Below are 22363 nucleotides of genomic sequence, written 5' to 3'. Positions count from 1 at the left end.
CTCCTGCTATCGAATCTGCTGCCCGATAATGAAGTGGAATTGCCCACGCTTCATATCAGGCATTCCCGGAATTGTATCCAGTCGCCAGCCATAATCAAATCCTAACAAGCCGAACTGCGCCATAAATATACGAGCTCCTACACCAGCCGAGCGGTACAACTTGAATGGGTTATAAGTATCGAATGATCCAAAGTTGTTACCTGCTTCCAAGAATGCCAGACCATAAATAGTGGCTGCCGGATTAGGAGAAATCAGATAACGGGGCTCTATTACAAACTTATTATAAGCAACACCACCAGCGTTCAACAAACTAGGATCGGAAGTATTAACAACTCGCTGGTCGTCGTAACCACGGAGGCCGATAAACTCTGTTGCAATAAAGAAGTTACCACCTGCCATACCAGATCCACCTACTTTGAAGCGCTCGAAAGGTCCAAGAGGCGTGTCTTTACTATAACTTCCTAAGAAACCAAAGTGCGCTCTTGTACTTAATACCAAATTCCCTGCCAAGTTTATAAAGTAAGAGGCATCGAACATCCATTTATGATATTCCAGTAACTTGAAGTTCTTACCCTTATCAGTAACCAAAGAGTAAGGAGGCGTTGCGTTTACGCTAAGCGATAAGGAAGATCCTCTTCTAGGGAAGAGCGGGTTATCTAGGTTGGTTCTGGCCAACGTATTGTTAATGGTAAAGCTGTGTGAATCGCCAGTGTTAAATCCTAATACCCCTTCAAACGCCCGGTAATTGTCGAGCCTGTACCTGCTATATGAAAGAGCATGGCTCATCTGGAACCATTGGTCTGGCCATGAGAGGCGTCTACCTAAACCTATAGTGGCACCATCCACATTCAACCGGCTGTCTCCGCCTTCAGCAGTAGGTTGTCTGATTACTGTTTTATAAGCACTAACGGTAAAGGCATTTGGCTTACGGCCACCTAACCATGGCTCCGTGAAGGAGAGCGAATAAGATTGGTAGTACTTGCCATTGGCCTGCACGTTCAGAGCCAGGCGCTGTCCATCACCTGCCGGAATTGGCCGCCAATTGGAAAGGTTCAGCATTTTTCTGCTGGAGAAGTTATTAAGAGTAAGACCTACTGTAGCAACTGCTCCAATGGCACCACCCCAACCACCTGACAAGCTAATCTGATCATTAGCACGCTCTGTTACACTATAATGTATATCTACAGTGCCATCAGCCGGGTTTGGCTCCGGTACTAAACCAATCGTTTCAGGGTCGAAGTAACCAAGGTTCGATAATCTGTTGCGGGTATCTATCAGGTCAGCGCGGCTGTACTTTTGTCCAGGTAACGTTAGCACTTCGCGCAGAATCACGTGCTCGCTTGTTTTGTCGTTTCCTGTTATAGTTACTTTGTTGATAGTAGCCTGTGGACCTTCTGTTACGCGCATTTCCAGGTCAATAGAATCGCCTTCCACCTTAACTTCTACAGGTTCGATGTTAGAGAACAGGTAACCATCGTTTTGGTAAAGGGCAGATACATCGACACCTCCTGTAGGGTTAAAAGATAAGCGTTTTTCTAGTTCCTGCTTGTTATATACATCCCCTTTCGATATACCTAAAACTCTGGAAAGATAGGCGTCGTCGTAAATGTAATTACCTGTCCAGGTGATGTTTCGATAGAAGTAGCGAGAGCCTTCATCTATAGTTATCGTCACACCCAGCCTATCGTCTCCAATTCTATAAACCGAATCAGACACAATAACAGCATCACGGTAACCCTCATTATTATAGAAATCTATCAAGAGCTGCTTGTCATTTTCGTACTCAGAACGTACAAATTTTGAAGAAGTAAGAAGCTTGTACCAGCGCTTCTCCTTTGTTTTTTTCAATTGCCTTTGAAGCTTTTTCTCTGGGAAGGCTTCGTTTCCGACAAAATTGATATCTGCGATTTTTACTTTATTGCCTTTGTCTACATTAATATTAAGCACCACGCTGTTAGGCAGTACAGAGTCTGGTTTCTGGGTGATATTGATTTTAACGTTAAGGAAGCTTTTTTCTAAGTAGTAGTTTCGGATAGTGTTTCTAGTTCTGTTTAATACTTCATCTGTTACTACTTTTCCGCGAGTAAGGGCAATTTTGCCTTCCAAGGCATCGCGTTGGGTCTTATTAATGCCTGTAAAGTTAAATCTGGAAAGGCGAGGACGTTCTTTCAGGCTAAAATTGAGATAAATGTTCTCCCCTTCTATTCGGGTAACGTATACCTCAATGTCACCCAAAATACCCTGGTCCCACAGTTTTTGTATTGCCTTGCTGATCTCATCCCCAGGCACCGTGATCTGGTCACCAATCTTAAGGCCGGCTACAGAAATCAGAGCATTCGGATCCAGAAAATTGGCACCGCTAACTGTAATACCCCGCAAGGTATACTGTTTTGGCTGTGAATAATCAACAGGGTTAGACTGCAGAGGAATATTTTGAATTTGGGACGAAGCTGTGCCTGAAAGAAGCAGAAACACAAGGACCCAGATGTACTTTGTCATCAATAAAAATTACTTAGTTAGTTGTTCACTAGTCTTCCCAAAGCGGCGCTCACGGCGCTGGTAAGACAATATTGCTTCATAAAGATGCTCCTTCCTGAAATCTGGCCAAAGCAGTTCGGTGATATAAAGTTCTGTGTAAGCCAATTGCCATAACAGAAAGTTACTTATTCGCATTTCTCCACTTGTCCGGATCATCAGTTCGGGTTCAGGTATACCTGCTGTAGAAAGATACTTATTTATAGAAGCTTCTTCTACATCAGTGGCTGCCAAAGTACCATTAGCCACATCTGCTGCAATGCGCTGCACCGCCTGCTTAATATCCCAGCGGCCGCTATAGCTTAAAGCCAATACTAGCGTCATCCGGGAATTATCCTTGGTCATGTCTATTGCTTCAAGCAATTCTTTCTGACAAGACTTTGGGAGACTGGCCGTGTCACCGATAGTTTGCAATCTGATGTTGTTTTTATTCAACGTAGTAGTTTCTTTCCGAATGGTAGAAACCAGCAGCTGCATTAGTGCCGAAACTTCTATTGCAGGTCTGGACCAATTCTCTGTAGAGAAAGCATAAAGTGTCAGATACTCTACTCCAAGCTCTGCAGCGCCTTCTACTGTTTCTCTTACAGCAGTTATAGCACTTTGATGTCCGAATATCCGCAAGCCACCACGTTGCTTAGCCCAACGCCCGTTACCGTCCATGATAACGGCAATGTGCTTGGGTAAATTGTCCAGATCAACTTGTTCCTTTAAAGTCATTTAATCAAATTTCCTTGCAAGTTACAAAAAGCAAGACAAATTTGTAAAATTTAAACCTGCTAATCTAGCAAGCCTGGCTTGTTCTTGTATACAGGAGGGCAATTAATTCTATAGAAGGTGTAAGATAGGCTGATGCCATTATAAAAGTACCAGTCTTTATCATAGGGGTTGGAAATGCTTTTGTCCTGGCCGTAGAGATTATCAATGTTATCATTAAGTAATTTTCTGGCCCCGAACTCAAGACCTAAGTTCCAATGCCTGCTTAAAGCATACTTTACTCCCACACCTACCGGTATGGCTACACTTAAGGTAGTTCGATATGGATCTTCTTGCGATTGAAGGGTACTATTCCCAAAAGTTGTTTTCTGATTATAAAGAAAGCCTGCAATGCCAGCAAAAAAGTAGGGAGAGATTCTTATAGGTTGGTCAAAATCATAATAATCAAGAAAGTTATACTCCATTACCGCCGATAATTCCAGTAATGATAACTTTAACTCAGCCTGTCTGTAGTCAGCTAAAGGCAGGTCAAAATCTTCGTCCTTCATCGTATTACTGCCCACAATACGATGACTTGCCAAGAGACCTCCACGCACAGTTATAGGAGCAGAAATATCCCGTCTGTAGAATGCTGTTATAGCTGGCTGGTTATTTAGGAACCGATAAGACGGAGCTATTTCGCCTTTGTAATTTACACCACCTATCCCCACTCCTATTTCGCTGGTGGTGATGTACCGTTGCGCTAAGGCCGCATTGGTAAAAAAAACACTCCCTACTTGCACTATCAGGCAAATAAGGAGTGTATGCTTAAGTTTACTTAAAGTCATGTAGTAAATGAACTGAGTTTGGATAACAACGATGGGTTGCTCAAACTATTATCTGAATTTAGGTCTTCTTGGGGCCGTGTTAAGGATATAGCTTAACTGGAAGCTTGTTGTAACGTACCAGTCATCATCCGTTCTGTTGCCACGCGTCTGGTTCTGAGGTGTACCATAACCAGAAAGACGACTATATGGAGTACCACTTGGATCAGGCTGAACTTCTGAACGGAATGGGCCTTCAGCACTTCTGTCAGAGAAAATGGCGGCTGCACGTGGGTTGCTGCTGGTACCTGCCAGAATATCTGATTTAGACACATAACCTCTGCTTACATCATCCAGGTAATCGGTGAATGTTTTTCTCCAACCTACTTCCAGACTCAAATCCCAGAATCTGTTAATTCTGTATCTTAAACCAACACCTACCGGAATGGCAATCTGAATACGGCTATATGGGCTTGGAGTGCCTTCTAAATTAGTATACTGGCCTTCGGTTCCCAATGGCTGCAAAGCATACCAGCCTGTTGCGATATCTTGGCTTTCAGATAAACCAGGGTGTGAACCTCTTTCATAATAAGCTTTTGGATTATGATGAAAAACTGCAACACCAACAAAACCATAAGGTACAAAGTCCGGACGAAGCTGGTATCGGCTTCTGTTTTCAAAGAGATCGATTATGGCAACACCACTTAGTTCTTTTATATCATTCCGGAAAGAGAGGTTGCGTCTGAAACGGCCAACGTTTTCTGCTTCATTTCCTAAGTTACTATTCACATCGTCACCAGAAATTCTGCCCCATGTAAAACCACCTCTCAGCGACACTCGGGGGCGAACACGACGGGTAAAGTTGATACCAACTGAGGGCCTAGTCGCATTAGAGCTGAAACTTGAAAAGTTTGCTTTTGGCACAATATCACCAAAGTAATTCATAGCACCAACCGTAACACCTACAGAGTTGTACCGCTGACGTGCTGTGAAGCGTCGTTGGGCCTCCGCGTCCATTACATCAGCAAGAATTATAGTGAATACTAATAAAATAAGAGTAGAAATTTTCTTCATGGCACTCAGTTATTATTGTGGCAGCAACTCTTTCCAATTATTATTATGACTGGCAAATATATATTTAAACAATTACAAATAAAATAATATATAAATATTTTACCGTTACTTAACCTAATAGGACATTACGTTTATCGTAGCCCCAATTAAGTTTATTCCGCAAGGTCGACAAAAAATTCACATGATGTAATTTTATTAATCTGGCAGTAAAGCTTTCTCTTCTCACAGCTAATTGTACATTCATATCTACAGAAACCGACCTGGAATCTAAGGAAGCAAGGTAACTGCTACTGCGGCCTTCCACCTCAAACGAAATAACGCTTCTGTCGGACACAATCATGGGGCGAACATTTAAATTATGTGGGCAGACAGGCGAAATCACAAAATTGCCTGTCTGGGGCAGCACCAGCGGGCCACCGCAGCTAAGCGAATATCCTGTTGAGCCAGTCGGAGTGGCTACCACCAGACCATCTGCCCAATAGGAGTTCAAGTACTCCCCGTCTATGTAAGTGTGTACCACAATCATAGAAGAAGTGTCGCGCTTTAGCACACTAAACTCGTTTAATCCAAAATTAATCCCATCGAAAACATCCAGATCCGAGTCTACTCGAATCAGGGCTCGCTCATCTATGGTATAGCGTCCTTTGTAGAGTGCATCAAGGGCTGCCGTAATACTGTCGTGCGGAATAGTGGCCAGGAAACCTAATCGGCCAGTATTAATACCCATGATAGGAATTTGCTGTGCTCCCACATAAGTTACAGAGTCTAGCAACGTACCATCACCGCCAATACTAAAAACCACATCAACTCCATCCAGCTTATCGCCGCGAGTAAATGACAAAACTGTATCGGGTATATTTATGGTGTTGCTGAGGTACTGCTTAAAATGATCGACAACGTATAACTCTGCCTTTCTGCGAGCTAACTCATCGAATAATACTTGTATATAGGAAGCTGTATCGTCAGAAAAGGGTTTGCCTAGTATAGCTATTCTCATAAATCCAAAATTAAGCGCAAGTATCGGGATGTCAGATACAAGACTATAAAAAATTTCATCAGTTACAAAAGCATTGTTGCCTAGAATGGAAAACCAGTGGTAAAGTATAGACCTTTATCACCTTCTCGGTTAATGGCGTATTCCATCCTAAAAACCATATCGTAAAACGTAACAACGTGCACGCCCAGGCCGCCCCCAATCAGCAATTTGTTCGTCAGCTGATTGCTTTCGTGGTAAATGTTATCGTGTACGTAACCTGCATCGGCAAAGGCATTGAGATAAAGTGCCAGCGGTATACGATTAAATTTTGCACTTTTCAGCTGCTTTACTCTAAATCCGCTGATGTTTACCAGCTCCCGCGACAACCCTTGCTTCACCAGGCCATAATGCTGCCCTCCTACTACAAAAAGCTCGTAGCCGCGAACCAAAGAACGGAAGCCGAGTGCAATGTTGTCAGCAAAAGTATAGTGGTCCGACAATCGCACCTGTCCTTCGGCAGACGCAGCGTAGTAAAGCTTTTCTGATAACTGGAAATACTCAGAGAATTTGGCGCGAAAGGTAGTTACGGGTGCTCCTGTATTCTTAAAAAAGATAGCTTGTGAAGCCGACACATCGTAATAGCGTCCGGTTAAGGGGTAAGAAAAATTGTTACGCAGGTTCACAACTTTCGAAAGTTCTAAACGGGCATACTGTCTTTCTTGGAGCTGGTTTCGGAAATAATCGGGGCTAATGGCTAAAGCGGAGTCTGAAATTGCCTCCTGATGTAACGAAAAACGGAGAGCTTCGTAACGTTGCACGCTCTGCCTGTGCACAAGGCCAACAGAAAAAGCATTTCGCTGGATCGGGAAAACATCATCCTGCACCAGGAACCGCTGCCGGTTATAACTGTTGGTATAGTTCATGGTACGGCTACGGTAGTGCGCTAATCCCAGGTCCAGCCCCAATTTAAGCCGGTGGCTTATGTACGGGATTCTGTAGGAGAGCTCCACCTTACGGTTAAAGCCATGCTGAAGCTTAAGCCGCACATCCTCATTTCGCCCCCTGAAATTGCGTCTGGTCAGCGAAATACCATAGTCAAGCCGACCCAAGTCTTTTTTTTCGAGCCAGGCGTTGAAATTGCGGTCGGCATAATCGAAGATGAGCACCGGGTACAGATACCAGCGCTCCTGCATAAAATAAACAACTGATAGCTGGCCGCCTTCACAATCGTAGCGAAAACCTACTTCGTGAAAAAGACGCAGGTTCAGAAGTCTTTTCCGGTTCTCCTCCAGCCTTTCCTCCACCTGGTCGGTGGCAATGGTATCGCCTGAGGCAAAGTCGAGTTCCAGGAGCAACACATTCTCTTTAGTTGTCTCATTTCCCTCGAAATCGACACCGGAAACAATAAAATAAGTACTGTTATTGCATGTTCCTGCCTTGGCTATAATACTCACCGCCAGCCCACAAAAGAGCAACACCACCAACCGCAACCAGAACAGGGGCATAGAAAATTAAATATCCAGGTACTTCAGCAACATGTCCAGTCGGTCTCTGCCCACATCGTAGTTGGACCCGTCCTGAAACTGGGCTGTGATGCGGTATTCAAATCGCTCCAGGGTGGCGATAATACGGGTAAGATCGGTTGTGTTAAGCTTTAACGTAAGCTTAATGTTGTAAGGGTCTAGCTCGTCGGGCGAGACGTAGGCACTTAGTATTTTGGCGCTATCTTCTTCTATCAGGCGGCTGATCTGGCTCAAAGAGTAGTCACGCTCCGGCATGGAGAGCACCAGTATGCTTCCCTGCCCCTGCAGCGCCGACATTTGCCCAAAGGCCGCCAACGTATCGTTTATAGTAATAATGCCCATGAACTCCTGCAGCTCGTCGAGCACGGGCACTACCTGAATTTTATTTTTAATGGCTACTTCCATCACATCGTAAAAGTGCTGAAAGTGCATGACGTGTACATCCTGAAACTCCAGCTTTACTTGCTCAAGGGTCAGGTTGCGATCGTTTAGCTCTATAAGACTTACCTCGGTGGCAAGTCCAATGTATTTGCGATTTCGGGCAACGGCGAGCTCGTTTACACGAAATTCATCCATCCAGCGCAAGGCCTTATCTACAGTGTCGTAGACCTTGAGCGGCGGAATCATTTGGTTGATGAGCTCTTCTGCAATCATGTGACTATTTCTGTTGTTTTAGTTCTACTAAGAAATTTCTTTAAGATACTGTTAAACTTCTCCGGATGTTCCATCATTGGCGCATGTCCGCACTTATCTATAAAATAAAGCTCCGAATTCTTAATAAGCCGGGCAAACTCGTGCGCTACAATAGGAGGCGTAATGGTATCGTTCAGCCCCCAGATGAGCAACGTCGGGATGTTAATCTGAGTGATATCCTTTGCCATGTTGTGGCGCTGCGCCGACTTGGCAATGGATATAATTCGCAAGCACTTAGAATTACTGTTTGTGATGTCAAACACCTCATCTACCAGCTCTTTTGTAGCCGTTTCTGGTTTATAAAAGGTATGCTCGGTGCGCTCTTTTACATAATTATAGTTTCCGCGTTTCGGAAAGGAGCCTCCCATAGAATCTTCGAAGAGGCCAGAGCTACCTGTTAGCACGAGCCGCTTTACCTTATTGGCATTTTTTAAGGTAAACACAAGGCCTACATGCCCTCCAAGAGAGTTGCCGAGCAGCGTAAGGTTATTTAACTTCTTAAAGTTAACAAAATCTTCTACAAAAGCAACCAGGCCAGACACACCAGCTTTATGAAGTGGCATCTCATAAATAGGCATTAGCGGAATAATAACGCGGTAATCTTTAGAGAAAAAGTCGACAACGCCCTGCCAGTTGCTTAGAGCACCAAAAAGCCCGTGCAGCAGCAGTAATACTTCGCCTTCTCCCTCGTCTATAAATTTAAAGTCGCCTTCTTCTTTGACCTGTAGATTCATTGGATATAATATTGTTTAAAAAGGTAATGGTAATCGGGACTATGTAATGTTACAATTACGCAATATTAGCAATTGTAAGCCAATTATAAAGCATACGTAATCCATAAGTGGTTAGGGCAGCTTCCGGATGAAACTGTAGCGCGTACAGTGGCAGGCTCTCGTGCCTGAAGGCCATTAGCTCTCCTTCGGCTGTATAAGCCAGTGGCACAAGGCTGGCTGGCATTTGTTGTAGCACCAGCGAATGATACCGTACTACCTGCATTTTTTCGGGTAGACCATTAAAAATGGGGTCAGGGAGGCAGGTTATCTCCGACAGTTTGCCGTGCATGGGCCGGAGGCCTTTCGCCAGCTTTGCTCCATAGAACTCGCCTAAGGCTTGGTGCCCCAGGCATATACCCAGCATGGGCAACTTGCTGTGGTACTCTCGTATAACCTCTGCCAAACATCCTGCCTGTGCTGGCACACCTGGCCCCGGCGATAACACAATGGCTTTTATAGGCAACTGCTTTAACTCCGCAAGTGGCACATCATTACGAACCACATGCGCCTCCACTCCCAGTTGCCCAAAATAGTCGACCAGGTTGTAAGTAAAGGAATCAAAGTTATCGAGCAGCAAAAGCATGTTTTCTGATTCAGTAAATTTATGGCTATTGCTGTTTAGTGAAGCGGGCTCATATAATAGTTTAATTCAGGAGCGCTGACACCTCTTAACAGAGCGAAGCTCTTGTTTGCTCCATCTGCCCCTGCTTTTATTTCGGGCTGTTGGTAGGCTCTTTCTTGCAATTCTTAAAAATGCTCTGTTACAGAAAGGAAGAGCGCTTTTACAAATGGCACCACATAACCAATTACATCGAGGGCATAGGGTGTAGATTTGAGCACATACGGATAAATAGTAGAACCAGCAGCTGTTTCTGGCGTAATGCCGACACCAGCCAGGTCAGATACGTACAGCAGCAGGCTTAGTGCAAAGCACCATTTCAACGCACCCAACACGGCCCCCAAAAAATTATCGAAGAAGCCAAATGGAGTAAAGTCGAGTACTTTTTTAAGGAGAAGCCCTAATAGGCGAACACCAAAAATAATAGCAATAAAAACAAACAAGAAGGTGACGTAAGGCAACAGCACACCGGCATCGCCTACAAATTCTTTCATGAGGGGCAGCGCCGTATCGAGCAGCTTGAGCCCGAGCAAAATAGCCAGCACCAGGGCAAACAGCGACACCAGCTCCAGCAAAAGCCCTTTCCGGAAGCCCAAAAAGGCGCCGTACAAGAGCGGCAGCGCCAGAAAAATATCGAAAGTACTCAAGTTGGAAAAAGTTAAAGCAGAAGCGACTTTATTAGCTGCTCCTGCCTGTTACTGAACTTATTTATGCTGAAATTAACCAGGAAACGTAATGCAACATGGGGCATTCTTCGCCCCTGGCTTAAATTATTCTAATAAAATTGGCCTTCCAGAGGCTTTAATTAGATTGTAGATGCTAGACTTTAGATGTTAGATTTTTCTCAGGCTGCTTTATTTTGCCCAGACACCCGCAGGAGCTGTGCACGCCGGCTACCTTTGGTCAACCATTTAACTTCTCAGCAATCAAATTCTTCTAATCAAAACGCCCTTCCAGAGGTATTTTGCCTGCTTTCAGGCCGAGGGCTGATGGTTAGAAATCGGTGTTGTTGAGCAGGGCTCCTACGGCAGACGAGATAGCACGACCATCGGCCAGGCCAGCCAGTTCTTTAGAGGCCACTCCCATCACCCTTCCTAAGTCAGACGGACCGGTAGCGCCTACCCGCTGAATAATCTCTACCAGACGCACCCGTAGTTCGCCTTCATCGAGTTGCTTGGGCAGGTAGCTTTCTATTACAGCCAGCTCGGCCAGCTCCACTTCTGCCAGGTCAGCGCGGTTTTGCTTGGCAAAAACATCTGCCGACTCACGACGCTGTTTCGCTGCTTTGGTAAGCAGCTTCATTTCAGTGTCCGGAGTTAAGCCATCAGTTCCGCCTTTCTCTGTTTCGGCAAGCAATATCTGCGACTTAATGCTGCGGAGCGCCTGCAGACGGGTTTTATCTTTGGCCAGCATAGCCTGTTTAATGTCGGCTTCTACTCTTTCTTTTAATGTCATAGCTTTATATTTTATGTTACTTAAACTTTTGAGCTGGTGCTGTTTCCGCCTCTGAACCGGGCATGAGCAAACACCAGTATGTATCAACTTAAACAAATTTGCTTAATTTAGTCTCTTTAAAACTACAGGATATAAACAGGGCATTGCTGCCATTCGTATTTAAAAGACTATGACTAAGCTGAGCGTAAATATAAACAAAATAGCCACGCTTCGTAATGCCCGGGGTGGCGACAGGCCAAATGTTGTGCAGGTAGCCAAAGATTGCGAACGCTTCGGCGCGCAAGGAATTACGGTGCACCCACGCCCCGACGAGCGCCACATCCGCTTCCGCGATGTGCATGACCTGAAGCAAATAGTAACCACCGAGTTTAACATAGAAGGCAACCCTACGCCTGAATTTCTGAAGCTGGTAAAAGATGTGAAGCCGGAGCAGGCCACACTCGTACCCGATGCCCCCGATGCCATTACCTCCAATGCTGGCTGGGACACCATCCGGCACAAAGACTATCTGACAGATGTTATTCTGGAGCTGAAGGAGCTGGGTATACGCACCTCTATTTTTGTGGACCCCGACGAAGCCATGGTAGAAGGTGCCGCCTCAGTAAACACCGATCGTATAGAGCTTTATACCGAAGCCTATGCCACAGGTTATCATCAGAACCGCGAAGCCGCCATTGCCCCCTACGCCAAAGCAGCCCTTAAGGCAAAAGAATTTGGACTGGGCCTGAATGCCGGCCACGACCTCGATCTCGATAATTTAAGATATCTGAAAGACAACCTGGTAGGGCTGGAAGAGGTAAGCATTGGCCACGCCCTGATCTGCGATGCTTTATATTATGGTCTGGAAAACACAATTCAGCTCTATCTGCGCCAACTAAAGTAATCCTTAATCAACTTTAAGACAAAGCATCTCCGGAAGGCTATTTTTATTAGAATAATTTGATTCTTGGTTGTTAAATGCCTTAATGGTTAAATGGTCGACCAAACATAGTTCGTAAAATCTCGCAACGTGCGCAGCTCTTGCGGAGCTAGGGCAAATAAGGGGTAAGGCCGCAGCTCAAGAAAAAATTTTGCGTCTTACGTCTTGTGTCTGATGTCTCCGAAGCAGACTGTTGCAGGACAATTTAACCTCCATCGTCAGCACATCTCATTATTTGAATATCTATTTACTTGCATGAATCTGAAATTTTCAGCAAATTAAGTGGGCCTATTTGAAAGCAGATGAAATACAACTTTTACACGAATCAGTTCGGAGTAGATAAAAAAGGTCTGCATCTGCTGCGCAGCAAACAAAAATTTATTCCTTACTCCAACATCGACTCTATTACGCTAAAAAGAGGCAGAGTAGTAAAAAACTGGCTACTGCTGCTCCTTTTTGGCCTGTGCTGTCTTTTATTTGCCAGCTACAGCATCTTCACCTTAAATGTACTTTCTGGTTCCGAATTCCTTTTTTCTCTCCAGGCAGAAAAAACAATTGCACCCATTGTCTCCGCGTTTATAGGAGTAGGAGCCGTACTCATGGCCCTGCAGGAACGCGATATTATGATTGTTCGCCGTAAAGGCAAAAAAGCGGTACTACTCATGAGCCAGCTGATAAAGCAGCACCAAACCGACGACTTTATTGCATTTATAAGCCAGCGGCTCGGCTACAAAAAAGTGTTTGTAAGTCCCGATTTCGACAAAGAAAACAAGGCCACACCTGTACCACGAAAAACCAGAAGGGCCTAAGCTACCTTGCCACCGTTTCCAAATCGCATGAGTTAGCTAAATAGTACTCGCTTCCGTAAGCTACATTTTAAACATCCTTTACCTCAGAACCGACAAATAAAAATATGAAGTTACACTACAAAGAAATGGGTCATGGTCAGCCGCTGCTTATTCTGCACGGCCTCTTTGGCACATTAGACAACTGGCAAACGCTGGCAAAACGCCTGGCAGAACACTACAACGTTTTTCTGGTAGACCTGCGCAACCATGGCCGCTCGCCTCATGCCGATGAGCATACCTATGAGCTTATGGCCGAAGATGTGCTCGAACTGATCGATGACCTGAACATTCCGACGCCTGCTATTATGGGGCACTCCATGGGCGGCAAGGTGGCTATGAAATTTGCCCTTACCCACCCCACCCGCCTTACCAAACTAATTGTAGTCGATATCGCACCCAAGGCTTACCCACCGCACCACGACGAAATTATAGAAGCCCTAAAGTCGATAGACCTGAGCACCGCCACCAAGCGCAGCGACATAGACGAGCAACTGGCAAAATCTATCAGCCAACCCGACGTGCGCCTGTTCCTGATGAAGAACATCTACCGCCTGGAGGACAACACCTTTGGCTGGCGCATGAACCTGAATGGTTTAGATACTAACTATGAAAACATAAGTGCTGCCATCACCTCAGATGTTCCCTTCAAGAAGAGTGCTCTATTCATTAAAGGAGGCAGATCGAGGTACATTACCCAGGAAGATCAATACACCTCCATTGAACACCTTTTTACACAGGTCGAGATCGAAACAATACCGGGTGCAGGCCATTGGGTACATGCCGAAGCGCCTGATCAGGTGTTTGAGCTGGTGCATAATTTCCTCACGCACTAGCAGCTCTTGCGAATATTAGTTATAACTAGATTAGAACTGCCACAGCCTATGAGAGTGCTGTGGCAGTTCTGTTTTAACACCAGCAGTGCGCCGCAAAAACAATTCTTCTTTTTACCTTTACAGCTAATAAATAAACCTGTCAGAATAAATTCACAAATTCCTGGATTAGGAACAGTTAAGAATGCTCCGATAGCTGTTATTAAAGCATATTTGCTGTAATTTCCAATTTTGAATTTTTAATTTGACGACGTCCCTATGGCACAAACAGGCATTTTATACCTTATACCCACTGTACTGGCCGATGGCACAGCCGAACAGGTTATATCGCCGCAGATAAAAGAGACGGTACAGCACCTTACTTACTTTATCGTGGAGAACCTGCGGACTGCCAGGCGGTTTGTAAAAAGCATTTGCCCGGAACTGGTAATTGAGCAGCTTAGCTTTGTGCAGGTAGACAAAGATGCCACGCCCGCCCAGGTGCAGAAATCGCTGGAGCCCTTGCTGAAGGGGCAGCATGCCGGTATTATTTCGGAAGCAGGCTGCCCGGGTGTGGCAGACCCAGGTGCAGAGGTTGTAAAATACGCGCATCAGAAAAACATTAAAGTAGTGCCTTTTGCCGGTCCGTCTGCTATCTTGCTGAGCCTGATGGGCAGTGGCTTTAACGGGCAGCGTTTTGCTTTTCATGGCTACTTGCCTATTGAGCGTGGCCCCCGTTTGCAGGCACTGCGCCACCTCGAAAAAGAGATGCAGCAGCGCGACCAGACCCAGATTTTCATGGAAACGCCTTACCGCAACAACAAGCTGCTCGAAGACCTGGTGCAGACTCTCCATCCCAGCACACGCCTCTGCATTGCCGCCAACATTACCTCACCAGAGCACGAGCTTATCCAAACCAAAACCATTGCCGACTGGAAAAATACGCTGCCAGACATCCATAAGCAGCCTGCCGTATTCCTGATTTATAAGTAACCTGTAAGAGTAGAAAAAGGCCTTCCGGAGGATTTTTCTACTGAAAATCCTCCGGAAGGCCTTTTTCATTTAAATAATTTGGGCAGGAGTAAATAGTCGTTTCAATTTTAGAAAAAGCTATCCAAAACTAAACCTGATGGACACCATTTCTTATTTTGCGTAGCCTTAGCTAAAAATCTGAAAGGTGATAAAGGCCATTACATACGCCAGGCCGCTCATGTACACCAGCTGCGCCATAGGCCAGGTCCAGCTTTTGGTTTCGCGGCGCACAATGGCCAGCGTGCTGATGCATTGCATGGCAAACAGGTAAAACACCATAAGAGAGAAAGCGCGTGCCGGCGTAAAGAAAGGATCTCCGTTGGCATCTTTCTCAGACATGAGCTTATTTTTGATGGTGCTCACATTTTCTTCTTCGCCAATACTATAAATGGTAGACATGGTACCTACAAATACCTCGCGGGCAGCAAAGGATGTGAGCAAGGCAATTCCAATCTTCCAGTCGTAACCCAACGGCCTAATAGCTGGCTCTATAGCATGGCCCACTCTACCAGCATAAGATGACTCTAGCTGAAGCGAAGAAATCAGGTTCTCAGTTTCAAGTTCTGATAACTTAGAGGTTTCTGCCTGCTGCAGCGCCCGCTCTTCTGCCTTTTCGAAACTATTGCCAGGGCCATACGAGGCCAGCACCCACAGCACAATAGATACGGCTACAATTACTTTACCAGCCTCCAGCACAAAAGTCTTCGATTTCTCGAAAATGGTAAGTCCAACATTTTTCCAGCGTGGCATCTTGTATACCGGTAGCTCCATAATAAAGTAGCTGCGCTCACGGGCTTTCAGGAGCACCTTCAGGAGTAAGGCAGAGAAAATGGCAGACAGAAAACCAAGCAGGTACAGCCCCATCAGCACAATACCTTGCAGGTTCAGGAAGCCGAAATAATAAGTTTCCGGCACAACCAGGGCAATGAGTACCGTGTACACTGGTATGCGGGCAGAACAGCTCATAAGAGGAGTCACGAAGATCGTAATCATACGGTCTTTCCAGTTCTCAATAGTCCGGGCCGACATAATAGCAGGCACGGCACAGGCTACACCAGAAATAAGCGGTACCACTGATTTTCCGTTCAGGCCAAATTTACGCATGATCTTATCCATCATAAACGTAACCCGCGCCATATAACCGGTTTCTTCCAGCACAGCAATAAAAGCAAAAAGCAGGGCAATCTGTGGGATAAAAATAAGTACTCCACCCAGTCCGGCTATTACACCTTCGGTAAGTAAGTTTATCAAAGGCCCATTAAAGTTCTCTTGTATAGTAGCGTTCAGGCTGGCAATGCCTTCATCTATTAGGTCCATAGGATAGCTGGCCCAAGTGAAAACAGCCTGAAAAACAAGAAATAAAATAACAAAAAAGATCAGGTAGCCAAACACCTTGTGCGTCAGGATCTGGTCGAGGCGGTTGCTGAACTTTTCGTCCTTGTCGGCTTTCTCTACCCGTACCACATCCAGCAACAGCTCGTTTATGCGGGTGTAGCGGGCTATGGTTTCGTTTGCCTGCTGTGTGTTAGCCTGAAAAGCCTCCCGTTCCAGCAGCTCATTCAGCCAGGCAACATCTGCTTCTTTTAAGAATTTAAGGCTGCGGCCCTGGTGCGCGTAGTGCAGTGCCAGGTAATCGTTCCGCAGGCCAAACCGCTCTTTTATAGGCTTTACTACTGCTTTAAGAGCTTCCGGAATAGTATAAAAAGTTTCTTCGGCAGCCTGCAGCTGCTGCGACATTACAATTTTCAAGGCTGCCATACCGGTACCTGTCCGGGCATTTACCGGAATAACAGGTACGCCTAATTGCTCCTGCAATGCCAGTACGTCAATTTTTACACCCTCGGCCTCTGCTACATCTACCATGTTCAGGGCCAGTACTGCCGGAATCTTCAGGTCGGCCAGCTGTGTAAACAGCAAGAGGTTACGCTTCAGGTTAGAGGCATCGGCAGTTACAATAACCAAGTCTGGCTGGTGCAAAGAGCTGGCATCGTAGAGCAGGTTTATCACCACCCGCTCATCCAGCGACTTTGGATAAAGGCTATAGGTGCCGGGCAAATCAATAATCTGCGCCTTTTGCTTGGGAGAAAGCAGGCAAACGCCTGTTTTTTTATCTACTGTAACACCCGGAAAATTACCAACCTTCTGATTAAGGCCCGTAAGCTGGTTGAACAGTGAAGTTTTGCCAGAGTTCGGATTACCAATAAGGGCCACTTTTGCCATTTGCACTTTTGGTGCCACTGGTTTGACCTGTTTTTCTTTCGCTTGGGTAGTTACAGCCATAGGGGTTAATCTTTCAGCAAGATGGTTTCTGCTTCGTCCAGGCGCAACGAGAGCGTATAATCATTTACAATAATCGTGATAGGATCGCCAAGGGGAGCTTTGCTGTTCAGCTTCACGGAAGTGCCGGGCAGACATCCCATTTCGAGCAATTTCAAAGCCATTTCCGGATCGTTCAGGCCAGAAATCTCTCCAGATTCCCCAATTTTAAGATCGCGCACAGTTCTTTGTGCCTGTTTTTTGTTTGTTTGCTGCGCCACCACCTGCGTTATTTAGACTGGTTATAAACAACTGCAAGTTACAAGGCGTTCCTCTTTAAACCAAAAGATTTGAACAATTGTATTCCGATTTCAGTGTAGGCACATCAGAAATAGAACTTTTTATTACAAAAAACAGGCAAAAGCTTCTTCAGCAGCAGCAAAACAGTGATTTATCAGGATAACAGACTTATAGTTGTTTAGAATTTTCCGTAGAAGTGATTTGTACCGCAGCTGCTTTATTAGAAATTTCATAAGCTGCGTCTATTTTTTTACTCAGCAAAAAATACGCGTTTTACCCGTGCACTTACGTTGGTGAGCAATTCGTATGGGATGGTCCCTATTTTTTGTGCCAGCTCCACCAGCGGCAGCTGCGGCCCGAATACAATGACTTCATCTCCTGCCTTTACCTCCAGCCCGGTTACGTCTACCATGCACATGTCCATGCACACGTTGCCTATTATAGGAGCTTTGCTGCCTCTTATCAGCACCTCGCCCACACCATTGCTAAAGCGGCGGTCGTAGCCATCGGCGTAGCCAATGGCAATGGTAGCAATAGTTTTGGCCTCGGCAGCCACTCCTTTACGGCTGTAACCTACAGTTTCGCCTTTGTTGATAGATTTTACCTGCGACACGGTGGTTTTAAGGGTGCTTACCGACTGCAGCGCCTCCTGCTCATTTCCGGTAGCCTCCACGCCATAAAGGCCAATGCCCAACCGCACCATGTCCAGCTGATGCTCCGGGAAGCGCACAATTCCAGCCGAGTTGAGAGCATGCCGGATTGTCTTATAGCCCAGCCGCTCCTCCACCTGCTCCGATAGTTGCCGGAAGGTAGCAATCTGTTGGGTGGAGAAATCGTTGTGCAGGGCTTCGTCTGCTCCGGCCAGGTGAGTAAATATACTTACCACACGCACCTGCGGGTATTGGTGTAGCATAGAGAAGAGCTGCTCAAAATCGTTTTCGGTAAAGCCGAGCCGGTGCATGCCGGTATCAAGCTTCAGGTGGATACTGGCCGGTGCGCCAGCCGATTCTAAAAGAAACTGCTCCAGCAGCTCCAGCGAATAGATCTCGGGCTCCAGGCTGTATTGGCGCAGCTTGGAAAAACTATCTACCGAAGGGTTCATGACCATAATCGGCAAGGTAATACCGTGTTCACGCAGGCTTACCCCCTCATCGGCATAAGCCACAGCCAGGTAGTCTACCTGGTGGAACTGCAGCAGGTTGGCCACTTCAAAGCTGCCGCTGCCATAGGCAAAAGCCTTTACCATCACCATTAGTTTGGTGTCGGGCGTGAGCCTGGAGCGGTAAAAGTTGAGGTTGTGCACCAGCGCATCTAAGTTCACCTCGAGCATCGTTCCGTGCACCTTCTGCTGAAAGGCCTGCACTATTTTCTCAAAGCCAAACACCCGTGCACCTTTTATCAGAATAACCTCGTTCCGGAAAGCATCAGCCTTAAACTGTTCCAGAAAGGCGGCTGTACTACTGTAAAATGTCCCGGTGCCGGGAAACGCTTCGGCGTGTTTCTGTATGGTTGGGCCAATACCCAGTACCTTATCTACTTTCTTTACCCGCACCAGGGCTGCCACCTGCCTGTAAAGCTCTTCCTCCGGCACCCCCGACTCCAGCAAGTCAGAAAGGATGAGGGTGCGTTTGTTGCGCTGTGGCTGGCTGGCCAGCAGGTCGAGAGCAATGGACAGGCCGGCCAGGTCGTTGTTGTAGGTGTCGTCTATCAGGTAGCAGCCGTTGATGGCTTCTTTCATTTCTAGGCGCATGGCCACCGGGTGCAGCTTGTCGAGGCGGTTCTGGATGTCGGCGAGCGACAGGTTACGGTACAGCAGCACGGCCAGGCAATGCAGCGCATCTTCTACAGAGGCATCGTCGGTAAAGGGGATAGCCAAACGCTGCTTCTGCCCCTGATAAGTGTACACCACAATGGTTTTAGCACCGGCTACTGTTGTGCCGGAAATGGCAAGATTAGCCTTTTTGCTTTTTCTGGACCAGGTAAACGAGGGAATGCCGCTTGCCTGAACAGCCTCGTGCAGTTGAGGGTAGTCGGCACAGTAAAACAGTAAGTCAGTATGGGTAAACAGCTTCAGCTTCTCTTCAATTTTCTGCTCCACCGATACAAAACCCTGATTATGGGCACTGCCAATGTTCGTAAAAATGCCAATAGTTGGCTGAATGATGTGCTGCAGCTTCTCCATTTCGCCGGGCTGCGAAATGCCTGCCTCAAAAATAGCTAGCGTGTGCTTTTCGTTTAGTTGCCACACCGAGAGCGGCACCCCTACCTGCGAATTGTAGCTGCGCGGACTTTTTACCACCAGCTCGTCCGGCGTGAGCAACTGCGCCAGCCATTCTTTCACTATTGTTTTGCCATTGCTGCCCGTTATGCCAATTACCGGCACCTTAAACTGCTGCCGGTGCCAGGCGGCCACAGCCTGCAAAGCAGCTAAACTGCTCTTTACCTGCAAAAAATTGGCTTCAGGATGGTAACTAACGAGCTCGCTGGCCTCCTGCTCCTCTACTACAAACTGCCGCACTCCCTGCGCATAAAGCTGCGCCATATATTTGTGCCCGTTGTTGAACTTGCCACTAATAGCAAAAAAGACCGTGCCCACTGGCTGCGACAGCTTTCGGCTATCAATAAGCAAATCCAGCACAGGCCAGTCCTGCACAAATTGAACAAGAGAACCTTCTGTAACAGAAGCAAGCTTTCGGAATGTAAGCATAAGCTATTGGTTAAAGCGCTGCAATTTACTAAACCCCCGCCTGTTTTCCTGCAACTGAGCCTTGCTGTAAAATACAAGCCTAAAGCCTTTCAAGCTTAAAAAGGCTCTGGAAGGTCAATTTCATTAGAATAATTTAAACTTTGTTTACTGGCTGTTGATTGATGAGGAGATTAACGGTTGAACTGAGAGCACAGAAGCTTCTTTCGACATTCAACCTTAACTTTTAGATAAGGAAAGGGTTTGTGTACTTCAGGTAAAATAAAACTAGCAAAAACAGGCGCTGCAAAATAATATGCTTCTGCACCGAAATTATTAGCGTTACAACTTGTAGTTTTGTGCTCTTTTTTAAATTATGAAATCTCAGTCTACCAAGTCATATTATGCAGCCGGCCTTACTGCCTTCATTATCTGGGGCTTTATTCCAATTCCGCTGAAGGAGCTGGCAGCATACTCCAGCGCACAAATCCTATTTTACCGCATTGCTTTTTCGGTGGCCATTCTACTCCTCCTTTCAGGGTTTTTCAGGCGAAAGGAGCTACTGGTAACCTGGCAGCAGGTAAAGGCAGCCTCTGGAAAAGAAAAGCGCTCCTTTACCCTCTATACCTTACTGGGCGGTCTCCTGCTTACAGTAAACTGGCTGGCTTTTATTTATGTAGTAAATCATATCAGTATACAGGCGGGCTCTTTCTCTTACCTGCTCTGCCCCATTCTTACGGCTGTGCTGGGTTTTCTTCTCCTGAAAGAGAAGCTGCGGCTAAACCAGTGGCTTGCTATCGGGTTAAGCGCGATAAGCTGTGCCATGATTGGCAGTGGCGACTTAATAAGCCTGCTATTCAGCTTGCTAGTAGGATTATCTTATGCACTGTACCTCATCACGCAGCGCATTCTGAAGGGATACGACAAAATTGTGCTGCTCACCCTGCAGCTCATACTTTCTTTTGCTCTTATTGCTCCACTATATATTTCTTTCTCCGACACAGCAGCAGTGCCCGTTAACCCTTCTTTTTTTGGTGTGGTGGCCATTTTGAGTGCTGGCTTTACAGTGCTTCCCCTTTTTCTCAACCTGTTTGCCCTTAAAGAGCTAACCTCCGGCTCGGTGGGTATTATGATGTACATTAACCCAGTCATCAACTTTTTGGTAGCCTTTATTTACTACAACGAACAAACCACACCTACCAAGATAATGGCTTATTTTCTCATATTTGTCTCGGTTATTATTTATAACCTGCACCTGAAAGGCCGGAAGAAACGTGGCAATGGCTTGGTAATTCCTGCTGCGGGTGCTAATGCTGTAATCAAGTAATTGATGCTACACACATTCTATTAAAGAGGCTCCTAAAAGTTGGTTCTAATACTATTAGCATCAGTTCTATTCAGCGTTCTTGTTCTTTTCTGTTGCATTGTATAATATAAGCGCTCGTGGCCGCGAGGCCCCGTTCTTAGGCATCGCGCTGCTGCATCTTTCCTGCCTTCGCTCTCGCTCAGGCTGCCTGCGGCACCGGAATCCTGCAAAGGCGCTCAACCCAAGAACTGGTATAAGCACTCCTAGCTAGCGTTAAAGAGCCGGCAACTGTATTTTATTGCTGTGGAATTACAATACTTCGCTAGTGGCAAAGGTGTGTAACGTCAGGAAATAAGATACACCTATAGAACCCAAAAGGCCTTACACTGCTTGAGCGTAAGGCCTTTTGGGTTCTATAGGAAATAAAACCTATTGCCTGCTACCGTCTATGCGACGCTCAGGCGTTGTAACCGTTGGTTTCTGATTCGGATTTTGCTCTAGCTGCCGTTGCTTCTCAAATTCTATCTGAGCACGGGCTGCTGAGTCCTGGTTCGGGTTCATCTGGCCAAATCTATCAGCTTGCTCCCCGGTTTTAGAGGTGTCGCCAATAGGGGCCGGACGTGGGTTGTTCAGGTTAGCAGCCGATGGATTTCCTTCTACAATGGCTTCTGCGGTACCAGTGCTAGTATCAGATTCATCTATGGGTCTTTCTTGTCCACAGCTAAAACTTATTGCTGCCACAAATGCCACCATAGCGCCTTTTTTTAATATATCAAGTATCATAGTTATAGTCGTTAAAATTAAATCACCCTATTTTTAACGGTTACAACGCATTTAGGTTTGACTGAAGCAGGCATAAGCTGTAGTGCGGCTACTTAAGCACCGGCAAAACAGTTCAATTGCCCTGACCTCCTATAGAGCCATAATACCTCGGGAAGGGCAATTTTATTAGCAGAATTTTATGTAACAGATTAACAGGATAATAAAGCAAGTGGCCCGTGCATAACATATTAGGCTGATACCTTTCACTGCCTGCTTCATTCTC

At 46.1% G+C, this 22363-nt stretch carries 20 protein-coding genes; 5 read left to right on the top strand and 15 right to left on the bottom strand.

Going from position 1 to position 22363, the window contains the following annotated elements; all coding sequences use genetic code 11:
• Positions 1 to 6 precede the first annotated feature (6 nt).
• The 11 genes from bamA to ACMA1I_RS10900 all read right to left on the bottom strand — a co-directional run bounded on the left by bamA (position 7) and on the right by ACMA1I_RS10900 (position 11165).
• Positions 7 to 2499 (bottom strand): outer membrane protein assembly factor BamA, encoded by a 2493-nt coding sequence (gene bamA / locus ACMA1I_RS10950; RefSeq protein ID WP_337068369.1) that lies wholly within the window; start codon positions 2497 to 2499, stop codon positions 7 to 9.
• A 9-nt stretch (positions 2500 to 2508) separates the two neighbouring features.
• Positions 2509 to 3252 (bottom strand): isoprenyl transferase, encoded by a 744-nt coding sequence (locus ACMA1I_RS10945; RefSeq protein ID WP_337068368.1) that lies wholly within the window; start codon positions 3250 to 3252, stop codon positions 2509 to 2511.
• 59 nt (positions 3253 to 3311) lie between these two features.
• Positions 3312 to 4076 carry a DUF6089 family protein gene (locus ACMA1I_RS10940; RefSeq protein ID WP_337068367.1) on the bottom strand — a complete coding sequence of 255 codons (765 nt, stop codon included), beginning with the start codon at positions 4074 to 4076 and terminating at the stop codon, positions 3312 to 3314.
• A 48-nt stretch (positions 4077 to 4124) separates the two neighbouring features.
• On the bottom strand, positions 4125 to 5126 hold the full coding sequence (locus tag ACMA1I_RS10935) for a DUF6089 family protein (RefSeq protein ID WP_337068366.1): 1002 nt from the start codon (positions 5124 to 5126) through the stop codon (positions 4125 to 4127).
• A 109-nt stretch (positions 5127 to 5235) separates the two neighbouring features.
• A complete protein-coding gene (locus ACMA1I_RS10930; RefSeq protein WP_337068365.1) occupies positions 5236 to 6123 on the bottom strand; it encodes an NAD kinase in 888 nt (295 codons plus the stop codon).
• An 80-nt stretch (positions 6124 to 6203) separates the two neighbouring features.
• Positions 6204 to 7607 (bottom strand): BamA/TamA family outer membrane protein, encoded by a 1404-nt coding sequence (locus ACMA1I_RS10925; RefSeq protein ID WP_337068364.1) that lies wholly within the window; start codon positions 7605 to 7607, stop codon positions 6204 to 6206.
• Between the two features lie 6 nt (positions 7608 to 7613).
• Positions 7614 to 8279, bottom strand: a complete 666-nt coding sequence (locus tag ACMA1I_RS10920) for a CBS domain-containing protein (protein WP_337068363.1) — start codon at positions 8277 to 8279, stop codon at positions 7614 to 7616.
• Positions 8276 to 9052, bottom strand: coding sequence for an alpha/beta hydrolase (locus ACMA1I_RS10915; protein ID WP_337068362.1), 777 nt, complete (start codon positions 9050 to 9052; stop codon positions 8276 to 8278). Before ACMA1I_RS10915 ends, ACMA1I_RS10920 begins: the two co-directional genes overlap by 4 nt.
• A gap of 55 nt (positions 9053 to 9107) precedes the next feature.
• A complete protein-coding gene (locus tag ACMA1I_RS10910) occupies positions 9108 to 9674 on the bottom strand; it encodes an aminodeoxychorismate/anthranilate synthase component II (protein WP_337068361.1) in 567 nt (188 codons plus the stop codon).
• Positions 9675 to 9838: 164 nt separating this feature from the next.
• Complete coding sequence (locus tag ACMA1I_RS10905) at positions 9839 to 10357, bottom strand: CvpA family protein (RefSeq protein ID WP_337068360.1); 519 nt, start codon at positions 10355 to 10357, stop codon at positions 9839 to 9841.
• A 346-nt stretch (positions 10358 to 10703) separates the two neighbouring features.
• Positions 10704 to 11165 carry a GatB/YqeY domain-containing protein gene (locus ACMA1I_RS10900; protein WP_337068359.1) on the bottom strand — a complete coding sequence of 154 codons (462 nt, stop codon included), beginning with the start codon at positions 11163 to 11165 and terminating at the stop codon, positions 10704 to 10706.
• A 169-nt stretch (positions 11166 to 11334) separates the two neighbouring features.
• Between ACMA1I_RS10900 and ACMA1I_RS10895 the strand changes: the two genes are divergently transcribed.
• From ACMA1I_RS10895 to ACMA1I_RS10880, 4 genes are all read left to right on the top strand, one after another.
• Positions 11335 to 12048, top strand: a complete 714-nt coding sequence (locus tag ACMA1I_RS10895; protein ID WP_337068358.1) for a pyridoxine 5'-phosphate synthase — start codon at positions 11335 to 11337, stop codon at positions 12046 to 12048.
• Between the two features lie 338 nt (positions 12049 to 12386).
• A complete protein-coding gene (locus ACMA1I_RS10890) occupies positions 12387 to 12893 on the top strand; it encodes a hypothetical protein (RefSeq protein WP_337068357.1) in 507 nt (168 codons plus the stop codon).
• Positions 12894 to 12997: 104 nt separating this feature from the next.
• Positions 12998 to 13765, top strand: coding sequence for an alpha/beta fold hydrolase (locus ACMA1I_RS10885; RefSeq protein WP_337068356.1), 768 nt, complete (start codon positions 12998 to 13000; stop codon positions 13763 to 13765).
• A gap of 255 nt (positions 13766 to 14020) precedes the next feature.
• The gene (locus ACMA1I_RS10880) at positions 14021 to 14734 is read left to right on the top strand and encodes an SAM-dependent methyltransferase (protein ID WP_337068355.1); all 714 of its coding nucleotides are present in this window, start codon (positions 14021 to 14023) and stop codon (positions 14732 to 14734) included.
• 165 nt (positions 14735 to 14899) lie between these two features.
• Here ACMA1I_RS10880 and feoB read toward each other — a convergent pair whose 3' ends face one another.
• From feoB to ACMA1I_RS10865, 3 genes are all read right to left on the bottom strand, one after another.
• Entirely contained in the window at positions 14900 to 17053 is a 2154-nt protein-coding gene (gene feoB / locus ACMA1I_RS10875) for a ferrous iron transport protein B (protein ID WP_337068354.1), read from the bottom strand.
• Positions 17054 to 17058: 5 nt separating this feature from the next.
• On the bottom strand, positions 17059 to 17271 hold the full coding sequence (locus ACMA1I_RS10870; RefSeq protein WP_255474278.1) for a FeoA family protein: 213 nt from the start codon (positions 17269 to 17271) through the stop codon (positions 17059 to 17061).
• Between the two features lie 308 nt (positions 17272 to 17579).
• On the bottom strand, positions 17580 to 20036 hold the full coding sequence (locus ACMA1I_RS10865) for a bifunctional UDP-N-acetylmuramoyl-tripeptide:D-alanyl-D-alanine ligase/alanine racemase (RefSeq protein ID WP_337068353.1): 2457 nt from the start codon (positions 20034 to 20036) through the stop codon (positions 17580 to 17582).
• Positions 20037 to 20388: 352 nt separating this feature from the next.
• Between ACMA1I_RS10865 and ACMA1I_RS10860 the strand changes: the two genes are divergently transcribed.
• The gene (locus ACMA1I_RS10860; RefSeq protein WP_337068352.1) at positions 20389 to 21339 is read left to right on the top strand and encodes an EamA family transporter; all 951 of its coding nucleotides are present in this window, start codon (positions 20389 to 20391) and stop codon (positions 21337 to 21339) included.
• Positions 21340 to 21747: 408 nt separating this feature from the next.
• Here the strand turns inward: ACMA1I_RS10860 and ACMA1I_RS10855 are convergent, their stop codons facing one another.
• A complete protein-coding gene (locus tag ACMA1I_RS10855) occupies positions 21748 to 22101 on the bottom strand; it encodes a hypothetical protein (protein ID WP_337068351.1) in 354 nt (117 codons plus the stop codon).
• Positions 22102 to 22363 lie beyond the last annotated feature (262 nt).

The sequence above is a fragment of the Pontibacter sp. 13R65 genome (genome assembly GCF_047525655.1).
GTDB lineage: Bacteria > Bacteroidota > Bacteroidia > Cytophagales > Hymenobacteraceae > Pontibacter.
This window is presented reverse-complemented; position numbering and strand designations above follow the sequence as displayed.

Excerpts from the sequence above, each read along its gene's own strand:
- ACMA1I_RS10935 (WP_337068366.1), bottom strand. The coding sequence starts at position 5,126 with ATGAAGAAAATTTCTACTCTTATTTTATTAGTATTCACTATAATTCTT.
- ACMA1I_RS10920 (WP_337068363.1), bottom strand. The coding sequence starts at position 8,279 with ATGATTGCAGAAGAGCTCATCAACCAAATGATTCCGCCGCTCAAGGTC.
- ACMA1I_RS10860 (WP_337068352.1), top strand. The coding sequence starts at position 20,389 with ATGAAATCTCAGTCTACCAAGTCATATTATGCAGCCGGCCTTACTGCC.
- ACMA1I_RS10855 (WP_337068351.1), bottom strand. The coding sequence starts at position 22,101 with ATGATACTTGATATATTAAAAAAAGGCGCTATGGTGGCATTTGTGGCA.
- ACMA1I_RS10925 (WP_337068364.1), bottom strand. The coding sequence starts at position 7,607 with ATGCCCCTGTTCTGGTTGCGGTTGGTGGTGTTGCTCTTTTGTGGGCTG.
- bamA (WP_337068369.1), bottom strand. The coding sequence starts at position 2,499 with ATGACAAAGTACATCTGGGTCCTTGTGTTTCTGCTTCTTTCAGGCACA.
- feoB (WP_337068354.1), bottom strand. The coding sequence starts at position 17,053 with ATGGCTGTAACTACCCAAGCGAAAGAAAAACAGGTCAAACCAGTGGCA.
- ACMA1I_RS10900 (WP_337068359.1), bottom strand. The coding sequence starts at position 11,165 with ATGACATTAAAAGAAAGAGTAGAAGCCGACATTAAACAGGCTATGCTG.
- ACMA1I_RS10915 (WP_337068362.1), bottom strand. The coding sequence starts at position 9,052 with ATGAATCTACAGGTCAAAGAAGAAGGCGACTTTAAATTTATAGACGAG.
- ACMA1I_RS10890 (WP_337068357.1), top strand. The coding sequence starts at position 12,387 with ATGAAATACAACTTTTACACGAATCAGTTCGGAGTAGATAAAAAAGGT.
- ACMA1I_RS10910 (WP_337068361.1), bottom strand. The coding sequence starts at position 9,674 with ATGCTTTTGCTGCTCGATAACTTTGATTCCTTTACTTACAACCTGGTC.
- ACMA1I_RS10945 (WP_337068368.1), bottom strand. The coding sequence starts at position 3,252 with ATGACTTTAAAGGAACAAGTTGATCTGGACAATTTACCCAAGCACATT.
- ACMA1I_RS10940 (WP_337068367.1), bottom strand. The coding sequence starts at position 4,076 with ATGACTTTAAGTAAACTTAAGCATACACTCCTTATTTGCCTGATAGTG.
- ACMA1I_RS10880 (WP_337068355.1), top strand. The coding sequence starts at position 14,021 with ATGGCACAAACAGGCATTTTATACCTTATACCCACTGTACTGGCCGAT.
- ACMA1I_RS10865 (WP_337068353.1), bottom strand. The coding sequence starts at position 20,036 with ATGCTTACATTCCGAAAGCTTGCTTCTGTTACAGAAGGTTCTCTTGTT.
- ACMA1I_RS10895 (WP_337068358.1), top strand. The coding sequence starts at position 11,335 with ATGACTAAGCTGAGCGTAAATATAAACAAAATAGCCACGCTTCGTAAT.
- ACMA1I_RS10930 (WP_337068365.1), bottom strand. The coding sequence starts at position 6,123 with ATGAGAATAGCTATACTAGGCAAACCCTTTTCTGACGATACAGCTTCC.
- ACMA1I_RS10885 (WP_337068356.1), top strand. The coding sequence starts at position 12,998 with ATGAAGTTACACTACAAAGAAATGGGTCATGGTCAGCCGCTGCTTATT.